The 12,199-nt window shown below is 64.6% G+C and carries 8 protein-coding genes and 1 pseudogene; 3 read left to right on the top strand and 6 right to left on the bottom strand.

Features of this window, described 5'->3' with window-relative positions:
• A pseudogene (gene recF / locus ACIPK7_RS10965) lies at positions 1-1,103 on the top strand (DNA replication/repair protein RecF).
• Between the two features lie 3 nt (positions 1,104-1,106).
• Positions 1,107-3,524 (top strand): DNA topoisomerase (ATP-hydrolyzing) subunit B, encoded by a 2,418-nt coding sequence (gyrB, locus tag ACIPK7_RS10960; RefSeq protein ID WP_401087673.1) that lies wholly within the window; start codon positions 1,107-1,109, stop codon positions 3,522-3,524.
• A 66-nt stretch (positions 3,525-3,590) separates the two neighbouring features.
• Here gyrB and ACIPK7_RS10955 read toward each other — a convergent pair whose 3' ends face one another.
• The 4 genes from ACIPK7_RS10955 to glyQ all read right to left on the bottom strand — a co-directional run bounded on the left by ACIPK7_RS10955 (position 3,591) and on the right by glyQ (position 8,010).
• Positions 3,591-4,364 carry a lysophospholipid acyltransferase family protein gene (locus tag ACIPK7_RS10955; RefSeq protein WP_401087671.1) on the bottom strand — a complete coding sequence of 258 codons (774 nt, stop codon included), beginning with the start codon at positions 4,362-4,364 and terminating at the stop codon, positions 3,591-3,593.
• Positions 4,365-4,377: 13 nt separating this feature from the next.
• On the bottom strand, positions 4,378-4,908 hold the full coding sequence (gene gmhB / locus ACIPK7_RS10950; RefSeq protein WP_401087670.1) for a D-glycero-beta-D-manno-heptose 1,7-bisphosphate 7-phosphatase: 531 nt from the start codon (positions 4,906-4,908) through the stop codon (positions 4,378-4,380).
• A gap of 100 nt (positions 4,909-5,008) precedes the next feature.
• Positions 5,009-7,063: a glycine--tRNA ligase subunit beta gene (glyS, locus tag ACIPK7_RS10945; RefSeq protein WP_401087668.1), complete on the bottom strand. Its 2,055-nt coding sequence runs from the start codon at positions 7,061-7,063 to the stop codon at positions 5,009-5,011.
• On the bottom strand, positions 7,063-8,010 hold the full coding sequence (glyQ, locus tag ACIPK7_RS10940; protein ID WP_081518980.1) for a glycine--tRNA ligase subunit alpha: 948 nt from the start codon (positions 8,008-8,010) through the stop codon (positions 7,063-7,065). The genes glyS and glyQ overlap by 1 nt, the downstream gene beginning before the upstream one ends.
• A gap of 193 nt (positions 8,011-8,203) precedes the next feature.
• On the opposite strand from glyQ, the gene ACIPK7_RS10935 reads away from it, so the two are divergent.
• Positions 8,204-8,758 (top strand): DNA-3-methyladenine glycosylase I, encoded by a 555-nt coding sequence (locus tag ACIPK7_RS10935; protein ID WP_401087667.1) that lies wholly within the window; start codon positions 8,204-8,206, stop codon positions 8,756-8,758.
• On the opposite strand, the gene xrtQ is transcribed toward ACIPK7_RS10935, so the two are convergent.
• Both xrtQ and ACIPK7_RS10925 read right to left on the bottom strand, forming a co-directional pair.
• Positions 8,755-10,095 carry an exosortase Q gene (gene xrtQ, locus ACIPK7_RS10930; protein WP_401087665.1) on the bottom strand — a complete coding sequence of 447 codons (1,341 nt, stop codon included), beginning with the start codon at positions 10,093-10,095 and terminating at the stop codon, positions 8,755-8,757. The two genes, ACIPK7_RS10935 and xrtQ, sit on opposite strands and share 4 nt — an antisense overlap.
• A complete protein-coding gene (locus tag ACIPK7_RS10925; protein WP_401087664.1) occupies positions 10,092-12,068 on the bottom strand; it encodes a VIT domain-containing protein in 1,977 nt (658 codons plus the stop codon). Before ACIPK7_RS10925 ends, xrtQ begins: the two co-directional genes overlap by 4 nt.
• Positions 12,069-12,199: the final 131 nt, after the last annotated feature.

Below are 12,199 nucleotides of genomic sequence, written 5' to 3'. Positions count from 1 at the left end.
ATGTCCCTTACCCGCCTTTCGGTCACCGCGGTGCGCAACCTGCACCCGGTGACCCTCTCTCCCTCCCCCCGCATCAACATCCTCTACGGCGAAAACGGCAGCGGCAAGACCAGTGTGCTGGAAGCCATCCACCTGCTCGGTCTCGCCCGCTCCTTCCGCAGCATGCGCCTGCAACCTGTCATCCAGTACGAAGAACCGGCTTGCACGGTGTTCGGACAGGTACGTCTGGGCAATGGCTTCGATAGCAGCCTGGGGGTTTCACGAGATCGTCAGGGCGAGTTCCAGATTCGCATCGATGGGCAGAATGCGCGGAGCGCCGCACAGCTTGCCGAGACTCTGCCGCTGCAGTTGATCAACCCGGATAGTTTCCGGCTGCTGGAAGGCGCGCCGAAGATTCGCCGGCAGTTCCTCGACTGGGGAGTGTTCCACGTGGAACAACGCTTCATGATCGCCTGGCAAAGACTCCAGAAGGCCCTGCAGCAGCGGAACTCGTGGCTCCGACATGGTAAACTGGACGGTGCTTCGCAAGCCGCGTGGGATCGCGAATTATGCGTCGCCAGCGATGAAATCGACGGGTATCGGCGGTCCTATATCCAGGCGCTCAAGCCGCAGTTTGAGCGGACTCTGGCCGAGTTGATCCAGATTGATGATCTGACGCTCAGCTACTACCGGGGATGGGATAAGGAGCGCGAGTTGAGCGAGGTGCTGTCTTCCAGTCTGCTTCGCGATCAGCAGATGGGGCACACCCAGGCGGGACCGCAACGGGCGGATCTGAGAATCCGTCTGGGGGGGCACAATGCCGCGGAGATACTTTCCCGTGGCCAACAGAAACTGGTGGTCTGCGCTTTGCGGATCGCCCAGGGGCACTTGATCAACCAGGCCAAGCGCGGGCAATGCGTCTACCTGGTGGATGACCTCCCCTCCGAATTGGATGAGAAGCACCGGTTGTCTTTGTGCCGGCTTCTCGAAGATCTGGGTTGCCAGGTATTCATCACCTGCGTCGATCCGCACTTATTGAAAGACGGCTGGCAAACGGAAACGCCGGTGTCGATGTTCCACGTGGAACATGGGCGCGTCTCTCAGGACACTACCATCGGGAGTGAAGAATGAGCGAGAACACCTACGACTCTTCCAGTATCAAGGTACTGAAGGGGCTGGATGCCGTACGTAAGCGTCCGGGCATGTATATCGGTGATACCGACGACGGCACTGGCCTGCACCACATGGTCTTCGAGGTCGTGGATAACTCGATCGACGAAGCGCTGGCGGGCTACTGCAGCGAGATCAGCATCACCATTCACACCGATGAATCCATCACCGTGCGCGACAATGGTCGCGGCATTCCGGTGGATATCCACAAGGAAGAAGGGGTCTCCGCGGCCGAGGTCATCATGACCGTCCTTCACGCCGGCGGTAAGTTCGACGACAACAGCTACAAGGTCTCCGGCGGTCTGCACGGTGTGGGTGTGTCCGTGGTGAACGCCCTCTCCCACGAGCTGCGCCTGACCATCCGCCGCGAAGGCAAGGTTTGGGAACAGGTCTACCACCACGGTGTTCCGCAGTTTCCGTTGCGCCCGGTGGGTGACACCGATGGCTCGGGCACCGAGGTGCATTTCAAGCCGTCCGCGGAAACCTTCCACAACATCCACTTCAGCTGGGACATCCTGGCCAAGCGGATCCGCGAGCTGTCCTTCCTGAACTCCGGCGTTGGCATCGTCCTTCGCGACGAGCGTGCCGGCAAGGAAGAGCTGTTCAAGTACGAAGGTGGCCTGCGCGCTTTCGTCGAGTACTTGAACACCAACAAGACTGCGGTGAATCAGGTCTTCCATTTCAATTGCCAGCGCGAAGAAGACGGCGTCGGCGTGGAAGTGGCTCTGCAGTGGAACGACAGCTTCAACGAGAACATCCTCTGCTTCACCAACAACATTCCCCAGCGTGACGGTGGTACCCACCTGGCGGGCTTCCGCTCCGCCCTCACCCGTCACCTGAACAACTACATCGAGCAGGAAGGCCTGGCGAAGAAGTTCAAGATCGCCACCACCGGCGACGACGCCCGTGAGGGTCTGACCGCGATCATTTCGGTGAAGGTACCGGATCCGAAGTTCAGCTCGCAGACCAAGGACAAGCTGGTTTCCTCGGAGGTGAAGACCGCCGTCGAACAGGAGATGGGCAAGTACTTCGCCGACTTCCTGCTGGAGAACCCGAACGAAGCCAAGGCCGTGGTCGGCAAGATGATCGACGCCGCGCGTGCCCGCGAGGCTGCGCGCAAGGCTCGTGAGATGACCCGCCGCAAGGGCGCGCTGGACATCGCCGGCCTGCCGGGCAAGCTCGCCGATTGCCAGGAGAAGGACCCCGCCCTCTCCGAACTGTACATCGTGGAAGGTGACTCCGCGGGCGGTTCTGCGAAGCAGGGCCGTAACCGCAAGACCCAGGCAATCCTGCCGCTCAAGGGCAAGATCCTCAACGTCGAGAAGGCTCGCTTCGACAAGATGCTGTCCTCCCAGGAGGTTGGCACGCTGATCACCGCACTGGGCTGCGGTATCGGTCGCGAGGAGTACAACATCGACAAGCTGCGTTACCACAACATCATCATCATGACCGATGCTGACGTCGACGGTTCGCACATCCGTACCCTGCTGCTGACCTTCTTCTTCCGTCAGCTGCCGGAGCTGGTCGAGCGCGGCTACATCTATATCGCCCAGCCGCCGCTGTACAAGGTGAAGCGCGGCAAGCAGGAGCAGTACATCAAGGACGACGTGGCCATGGATGAGTACATGACCCAGTCGGCCCTCGAAGAGGCCAGCGTGCATGTCAACGAAAGCGCTCCGGGCTTGTCCGGCGAGGCGCTGGAGAAGCTGGTCAACGAGTACCGTGCCGTCATGCGCACCCTCAAGCGCCTGTCCCGTCTGTACCCGCAGGACCTCACCGAGCACTTCGTCTACCTGCCGCGCATCGAAGCCGAGCAACTGGGTGACCAGGCGGCCATGCAGAGCTGGCTGGACCAGTACCAGGAGCGCCTGAAGAACAGCGAGAAGTCCGGCCTGGTTTACAAGGTCAGCCTGCGCGAAGACCGCGAGCGTCACCTGTGGCTTCCGGAAGTCGAGATGGTCGCCCACGGCCTGTCGAGCTATATCACCTACAACCGCGACTTCATTGCCAGCAACGATTACCGCGCGGTCACCGAGCTGGGCAGCAAGCTGAACAGCCTGTTGGAAGACGGTGCCTATGTGCAGAAGGGCGAGCGCAAAAAGCCGGTCAGCACCTTCAAGGAAGCGCTCGACTGGCTGATGACCGAAGGCACCAAGCGTCACAGCATCCAGCGATACAAAGGTCTGGGCGAGATGAACCCGGATCAGCTGTGGGAAACCACCATGGATCCGAACGTGCGCCGCATGCTGAAGGTGACCATCGAGGATGCCATCGCTGCCGACCAGCTGTTCAACACCCTGATGGGCGACGCCGTGGAGCCGCGCCGCGACTTCATCGAAAGCAACGCCCTGGCGGTGTCCAACCTGGACGTCTGACCTCCTGCAGGCAAAAAGAAAGGGCCCTTCGGGGCCCTTTTCTCTTGTCTGCGGGAAGGCGCTGCGTCAGGATGCCTCGGCCACCGATTGAGGCGTGGTATCGGCCGGCAGCTCACCCATGTCGCGCAGGGTCTGGATGACCCAGTTCTCGGCGCGCTGGTTGAGCTCGGTGATGGCGCGTGCGCCCTCCCCTTCGGCGTACATGGCCGGGCCGATTACCACCTGGATGGTCCCCGGGTATTTTGCCCAGCCGTTCTTCGGCCAGCAGTGCCCGGCATTGTGGGCGATCGGCAGGACCGGCAGGTTGCCGTTGACGGCCAGGGCGGCGCCGCCGCGGGAGAACTTGCCGATCTGGCCGGTGGGAACGCGGGTGCCTTCCGGGAAGATCAGTACCCAGGCGCCCTTCTTGAGGCACTCTTCGCCCTGCTTGGCGATCTGCTTCAGCGCCACCTTGGGCTGGTCGCGGTTGATGGCGATGGGCTTGAGCAGCGCCATGGCCCAGCCGAAAAAGGGCACGAACAGCAGCTCGCGCTTGAGCACCAGCGCCAGCGGCTCGAAGTAGCCGGTGAGGAAGAAGGTCTCCCAGGTGCTCTGGTGTTTGGCGAGGATCACGCAGGGCTGATCGGGGATGTTCTCCACGCCCTTGAGTTCGTAGCGCACGCCGACCACCCAGCTGGCGAGCCAGACCGCAAACTTGCACCAGGCCTGGGCAATGAAGCGGTAGCGCGCGCGGTACGGCAGGAAGGGCGCAATGAGCAGGCTCAGGGTGCCCCAGACGAAAGCGCTGAACGACAGCAGCAGGTAGAAGAGAACGGTTCTGATGGCCTGCACTATCGACATGGGGGATGGGTCCTCAGGAAAGAAGTTGGTCGGCTACTGCCGCCAGATCGTCAAATACCAGCGTGCCTTCGGGCAACGGCTTGGTCAGGGTTCGCTCGCCTTTGCCGGTCTTTACCAACACTGGCTGACAATCGACGGCCAGCGCGGCGTCCAGGTCACCCCGGCTGTCACCCACGAACCAGGTGCCGCGTAACTCCACGCCGTAGTGCTGGGCAATCTGCCGCAGCATACCGGGTTTCGGCTTGCGGCAGTCGCAGCTCTCGTCGGGGCCGTGAGGGCAGTAGACGACCACGCCGAGTTCGCCGCCCTGCTCTGCCACCAGCTCGCGCAGACGCTGATGCATGCTGTCCAGCGTAGCGAGGTCGTAATAGCCGCGGGCGATGCCCGATTGGTTGGTGGCCACGGCCACTGTCCAGCCGGCCTTGCTCAGGCGGGCGATGGCTGAGATCGCGCTGGGAATCGGAATCCACTCGTCGAGGGATTTGATGTAGGCGTCGGAGTCCTGGTTGATGACACCGTCGCGGTCGAGGATCAGTAGCTTCATGGGTGATTCGGCAAGTCAGACACTTTCGATAAGTCGGAAATGAAAAAGCCGGGAGTTCGTCACGGCGAACCGTTGCGAACTCCCGGCTTTCAGGTGGGCATCAACCCAGCAGCGAGATGTCGGCGACGCCGAGGAACAACCCGCGCAGCTTCGCCAGCAGCGCGTAGCGGTTGGCCTTCACGGCGTTGTCGTCCGCGTTGACCAAGACTTCCTCGAAGAAGGCGTCCACCGGCGCGCGCAGGGCCGCCAGACGGGCCAGGGCGGCGCGATAGTCACGAGCCTCGGCCAGCGGAGCTACTTCGCTCTCGGCAGCTGCCACGGCGCTGCCAAGGGCCTTCTCGGCGGTCTCGGTGAACAGGCTGGCGTTGACGGCAGCAGGCACCTCGCCTTCGGCCTTGGCCAGGATGTTCGATACGCGCTTGTTGGCAGCGGCGAGGGCCTCGGCTTCGGGCAGCTGACGGAAGGCCTGTACGGCCTGCACGCGCTGGTCGAAGTCCAGCGGAGCGGTCGGCTTGAGTGCACGCACGGCCTGGTACACGGCTACGTTGACGCCTTCATCCTCGTAACGGGCGCGCAGGCGGTCGAAGACGAAGTCCTGCACTTGTTCGGACAGGCCCTCGGCCTTCACCTTGTCGCCGTACTGGGCCACGGCCACGCCGATGGCGTCGGCCAGGTCCAGGTCCAGTTGCTTCTCGATGAGGATGCGCAGCACGCCCAGGGCTGCACGACGCAGGGCGTACGGGTCCTTGCTGCCGGTGGGCAGCATGCCGATGCCGAAGATGCCGACCAGGGTATCGAGCTTGTCGGCCACCGCCACCGCCGCGCCGGTCAGGGTGCCCGGCAGTTCGGCGCCAGCGCCGCGCGGCATGTATTGCTCGTTCAGCGCCAGGGCGACGTCCTTGGCTTCGCCACCGGCAGTAGCGTAGTAGTAACCCGCGATGCCCTGCATTTCCGGGAACTCGCCGACCATTTCGGTGGCCAGGTCGCACTTGGAGAGGATGCCGGCGCGGGCAGCGTTGGTGGCATCTCCACCGATGCGCTCGGCGATGTAGGCGGCCAGTTTGGAAACCCGTTCGGCCTTCTCGTAGACAGTGCCCAGCTGGGCCTGGAACACCACGTTCTTCAGACGGGCGTTGAAAGCTTCCAGCGGTTGCTTCTGGTCCTGCTTGAAGAAGAACTCGGCGTCGGTCAGGCGCGGGCGAACGACCTTCTCGTTGCCGGAGACGATGTGCTCCGGCGCCTTGCTCTCGACGTTGGCCACGGTGATGAAGCGCGGCAGCAGCTTGCCGTTGGCGTCCAGCAGGCAGAAGTACTTCTGGTTGTCCTGCATGGTGGTGATCAGGGCTTCCTGCGGCACCGCGAGGAAGCGCTCCTCGAAGGAGCACACCAGCGGCACCGGCCACTCGACCAGCGCGGTCACTTCGTCCAGCAGGTCGGCCGGGACGATGGCGCTGCCCTTCTGCTCGGCGGCCAGTTCGGCAACGCGGCGGGAGATGATCTCGCGGCGCTCGGCGAAGTCGGCCAGCACGTGGGCGCTGCGCAGGTCTTCCAGGTAGTTGGCCGGAGCGGAGATGCGCACGTTGGCCGGGTTGTGGAAGCGGTGGCCACGGGATTCGCGACCGGCCTTCCTGGTCAGGATCTCGCAGTCGACGACATCGTCGCCGAACAGCATCACCAGCCACTGGGTCGGACGCACGAACTCTTCACGACGGGCTGCCCAGCGCATGCGCTTGGGAATCGGCAGGTCGTTCAGCGAGGCTTCGACGATACCCGGCAGCAGGCCTACGGCCGGCTGGCCAGCGATGGTCTGGCTGAACTTGAGCTTCGGGCCGCTCTTGTCGATCTGCTCCAGGTCCACGCCGCATTTCTTGGCGAAGCCCAGGGCAGCCTGGGTCGGGTTGCCGCTGGCGTCGAAGGCAGCCTGCAGCGGTGGGCCGTCGAGGTTCACGGTGCGGTCCGGCTGCTGCACGGCGAGCTGGTCGATCTGCACGGCCAGGCGGCGCGGCGCGGCGTAGCAGCGCGCGGCCGCGTAGCTCAGGCCGGCGGCCTTGAGGCCCTTCTCGATGCCGGCCAGGAAGGCTTCACCGAGGCTTTTCAGCGCCTTGGGTGGCAGCTCTTCGGTGCCCAGTTCGACGAGGAAATCCTTCGCACTCATTATTCGGCCTCCTTCAGCTTGGCCAGTACTTCGTCACGCAATGCGGGGGTGGCCATCGGGAAGCCGAGGCGGGCGCGGGCCTGCAGGTAGCTCTGCGCCACGGCGCGGGCCAGGGTGCGCACGCGCAGGATGTAGCGCTGACGCTCGGTCACCGAGATGGCGCGGCGGGCGTCCAGCAGGTTGAAGGTGTGCGAGGCCTTGAGGACCATCTCGTAGGTCGGCAGCGGCAGCTGCAGTTCGATCAGGCGGTTGGCTTCGCTTTCGTAGAAGTCGAACAACTCGAACAGCTTCTCGACGTTGGCGTGTTCGAAGTTGTAGGTCGATTGCTCCACTTCATTCTGGTGGAACACGTCGCCGTAGGTGACCTTGCCGAACGGGCCGTCGGCCCACACCAGATCGTAGACCGAGTCGACGCCCTGGATGTACATGGCCAGGCGTTCCAGGCCGTAGGTGATTTCACCGGTGACTGGGTAGCACTCGATACCGCCGACCTGCTGGAAGTAGGTGAACTGGGTGACTTCCATGCCGTTCAGCCAGATTTCCCAGCCCAGGCCCCAGGCGCCGAGGGTCGGCGATTCCCAGTTGTCCTCGACGAAACGGATGTCGTGGACCAGCGGGTCGATGCCGATGGCTTGCAGCGAGCCCAGGTACAGCTCCTGGAAGTTTTCCGGGTTGGGCTTGAGGACCACCTGGAACTGGTAGTAGTGCTGCAGGCGGTTGGGGTTCTCGCCGTAGCGGCCGTCGGTAGGACGGCGGCTCGGTTGCACGTACGCCGCGTTCCAGGTTTCCGGGCCCACGGCGCGGAGGAAGGTGGCGGTGTGGAAGGTGCCTGCGCCTACTTCCATGTCGTAGGGCTGCAGCACCACACAGCCCTGATCGGCCCAGTATTTTTGCAGGGCGAGGATCAGGTCCTGGAAGGTGGGCACGGCGGGCGTAGTCTGGCTCACGAATTTCACCTGTGCTGGATATGCGACTAAAACCCGGCAGTATACCCCAAGCTGCTTGCAGCTTGGGCTTCTCAGCGTTTTTTGAGCGACCGTTCGTAGGCCCTTGAAGGAGCAAAAAACCGTATCGATAACTGTATTTTTGTACAGTTATTTGTATATAGTCAGAACCTTCCCGTTTCGAAGGCTGACTGCCATGCCCCGTTGCTTCTGGTGTAACGATGATCCGCTGTATATCGCCTACCACGATGCCGAGTGGGGCGTGCCCCAGCGCGATGCCCGCAAGCTGTTCGAGATGATCATCCTCGAAGGCGCCCAGGCCGGGCTCTCGTGGATCACCGTGCTGAGGAAGCGCGAGCGTTACCGCGAGGTGCTGTTCGGCTTCGACCCCGAGCGCCTGGCCCGCATGACCGACGAGGAAATCGAGGAGCGCATGCAGGACCCCGGCATCATCCGCAACTTTGCCAAGCTCAAGGCGGCGCGGCAGAACGCCCAGGCCTGGCTAAAGCTGGAGGACCCGGTGACCTTCCTCTGGTCCTTCGTCGGCGGCCAGCCCAAGGTCAACCACTTCAGTGGCCGCGGCGACGTGCCGGCGGTGACACCCGAGGCCGAGGCCATGAGCAAGGCGCTGCGCAAGGCCGGTTTCAATTTCGTCGGCCCGACCATCTGCTACGCCTTCATGCAGGCCACCGGCATGGTGATGGACCACACCGTTGACTGTGACCGCTACGCCCAGCTGACCCGCGCCTAGGGCAGCGGACTGGCGAGGGTGACCGCCTGCCAGGGCCCGGCGGAGCGGCCAGTCAGCGCTGACCAGTACCAGGACGAGGTATCGGAGAAGGATTGGCCGATGGCGTCCTCGATGTAGTCGCAGACCTGCAGTCGCACTCCCTCGCGGGTCACCACGAAGCAGCGTTGCAGGCCTTGCGCGCCAACCCGTTGCCGAAGCTGCGTCTGCTCGATGCGATAGCCCAGTGCGCGGAAGCAATCCTCCGCCGGATGCAGCTTGCGGGTCGGCCGCAGCACCTGGCGCAGTACGATGCTGCGCTGGCCATCGGTAAAACGGCCGAGCTGGCCGGGAAAGTCCGCGGCGAAGCGCTGCTCCACCGGCGAAAGCGCAAGCGGGCGCAAGGCACGACCTTCGAATTGCACCGGCCATTCATGGGCGACTCGAGCGGCCTCCGACGCGGTGTTCGGCGGCGCCAGCAGAGGCCAGAACGTCGCCAGCAGCAGGGCGCCGAGCAGACTGCCGGCGAAGTGCGTCCGAGCATCAGGTCGCGCCGCTTCGCCCGATGCCGAAAGGGCAAAGGTACGTCGGCCGATCACCCGGAAAATCATCCCGCAGATCCCGGCGAACACCAGCAACCCGACCGCCTCGTGGGCCCAGCCGGGAAACCCGCTCGCCCCGCTCTCGCCCCACACCAGCAGCGTGTTGCGCAGGATATTGCCGCCCAGCACCAGCAGCCCCACCAGCGGCAGGCGACGCAGCAACGAACGATCCGGCAGGCGCTGCCAGGCTGCCAGCGAGCAGGCGGTGAAGTAGCCGACCCAGGCCATCTGGATACCCGAGCAGGGCGCATCGACCATCACCCACTGGCCATCCACCAGCAGCGAACTGCCCTGCCGTTCCACCGTCCAGCTGCCCAGGCGCAGCAGCCATGCGCTGACCTCGGCAGTGACCACACGCAGTGGATAACCGACGAAGAACTGCAGCGAAGACAGCAGCGGCAGCGACAGCACGCCCAGCCCCAGCCAAGCCAGCCAGGGCTGGCCGGGGGCGCGCAAGCTGAGGATCACCAGCAGCAACGCCAGCACCGAGAGCAACCCGCGCAGCAGCGGCGGCAGGATCGACTGGAAAAGCGCCCCGACGATCAGCAGCAGCGCTGCCACGCCCAGCCAGCGCAGACGCGGCTGGGCGCGCAGGCTGGAGCGGTCGCGCCAGAGCAGCAGCCCGAGGGCCGCCAGCGCGATGATCCCCAGCGGATCATCCGAACCATCACCGAGCCGCCGCGCCGCCCACAGCCAGCTCGGCCAGGCCGCCAGCGTGGCGAACAGCAACCAGCTCCAGCCGGGCAGGCGGCGGATCACGCGGCCTTCCTCCGCCACCACCAGCCGCCCAGGGCAGCCAGCAGCAACATGGCCCAGACGCCTGGCTCCGGCGTTCCCGGTACCGTACTGCTGATGGCGTTATTGCTCACGCCCTGGGGCATCGGCAGCGGTTGATCCACCGTCTTGCTCGCCTGCGGGTCGGGATTGCGCACCTGCTGGTCGACGGCGATGAACGAGGTGTAAGGCGTGAGCAACTGGTACTTCAGGCCGAGGTCGAGAATCTGCGAGCTGAACTCGAAGCCGCCATCGAGGGCTTCCTGGTCCATCAGGCTGGCGAGGCGTTTGCGCGCCCACAGGTGGGCCAGTGCTTCGCTGTTGTCGGCGAGGTTGCCGGCGCTGATCGGCAGCCGCACCTGGAACGGGCCGTCGGCGGCGTGGGCGTCGAGACGCAGCTCGCCGCGCGGCACGCCCTTCCACTTGCCGAACAGCACCAGCGGGCGATTGGCGAACAGGTCGGGCAATTGCAACGGCTCCACGTCGTAGACGTCGAGTCCCTCGAAGCGGGCCTGGATGCCCTTGAGCAGCGGACTGTCGATCATCTTGCGGAAGCGCTGCGCCGCCTTGCTCGCCTGCTCATCATCGGTCACCACGAAGGGCTCGCCCTGCCCCGCCCGCGCCAGGCCTTCAATCAGGCTGCGGTTCACCGCGCTGCCGATGCCGAAGGCGAACAGATTGGCCTTGCTCAGGTTCTCGCGCACCAGCTTGTAGGCGCTGCTCTCGACGGTGACGTAGCCGTCGGTGACCACCACGAAACTGCGCGAACGTTCCGGATCGGTGGGCATCGCCAGCGCCTCGCGCAGGGCCGGCATCAGCTCGGTGCCGCCGGCGCCGACCTGGCTGTCCAGCAGCTCGATGGCAAGGCGGATGTTATCCGGCGTGGCGGGGAGCGAACGCTCCGCCAGCTTGCGGTTGTCGCCGGCGAACAGCAGCAGGTTGAAGGTGTCGCTGGGGCGCAGGCGGCCGATCAGGTCGCGCAGCAGGGTCTTCGTGGTGTCCAGCGGGAAACCGTTCATGGACCCGGAGACGTCGACCACGAAGACATAATCGCGCGGCACGATGAGCCGGGCGTCCGGCGCGCGCGGCGGGGCAACCATGGCGAGGAAGAAGTTCTCCTGCTCGCCGCGCGAGAGCAGCAGGCCGCTCTGCACGGACTCGCCGCCGAGCTGGTAGTCGAGGATGAAGTCGCGGTTGCTGGCGGTGGCATCGTCAGCCATTACCCGAGCGGTGGCGTGCTGGCCGTTACGCTGGATCGTCAGGCGATGGGAGGGCGAGGTAATCTCGCCGATCTGCAGCGGCGCCAGCAGTTCGACTTGTAGATCAAACGTGGTGGCCGAAGGCTGCCCGGCTGGCAGGTACGGTGATTCAATCCACTGCTGCTTGCCGCTACCGGACTCACCGCGACCGTTGTAGCGCGGCCCGACCACGGTGGGGAAGACGAACTGGAAGCGCCCGTCGGTGGGCACCAGCAGCTCGCTGTAGCGCAGTTCCACCTGCACCACGTCGCCGGGGAGGATGTTGGCGACGTTCATCTGGAACACGTTCTCGCGCTCCTGCTCCAGCAGCGCGGCGGTCTTGCCGTCCTGCTTGGCCTGCTGGTACTCGACCTTGGCCTTCTGCTTCTCGCGGATCTGCGCCTGGATCACCCGATCACCCAGGTGCACGGTCATGCCGTGGACGGCGGCGCGGGTCGAGGCGGGAAACACGTAGCGCGCTTCCAGCGGCGTCTTGCCCTGGTTGCGGTATTCCTGGGTCACCGTCACCTCGGCGATGTTGCCCAGCACGCGGGCATCCACGCGGGTTGCCTTGAGCGGCAGGGCATCGACGGCCGGATCGGCGTTCTCGACGAAGAAGTAGGGACTCGAACTGCTGTCATCAGCAGCCAGCGCCGCCAGGCTGGCGCTCAGCGCCAGCAGCAGGCCGCACAGCCGTGCAAGGAAGGTGGGGGTGCGCATCGCGGTTCTCCGGGCCAGTGGATCGAATGGCCGCAGGTTGCGCGCGCGCCGTGGGCGCACTGTGTTCGCCGGGTGGAGATTGTGTGGAGCCGCGATGGCGCCCGATTTGCCGGCGCGAGCGGCTACAATGG

Origin of the sequence: Pseudomonas sp. NPDC086581 (assembly GCF_044746165.1) — a bacterium.
Lineage (GTDB): Bacteria > Pseudomonadota > Gammaproteobacteria > Pseudomonadales > Pseudomonadaceae > Pseudomonas.
This window is presented reverse-complemented; position numbering and strand designations above follow the sequence as displayed.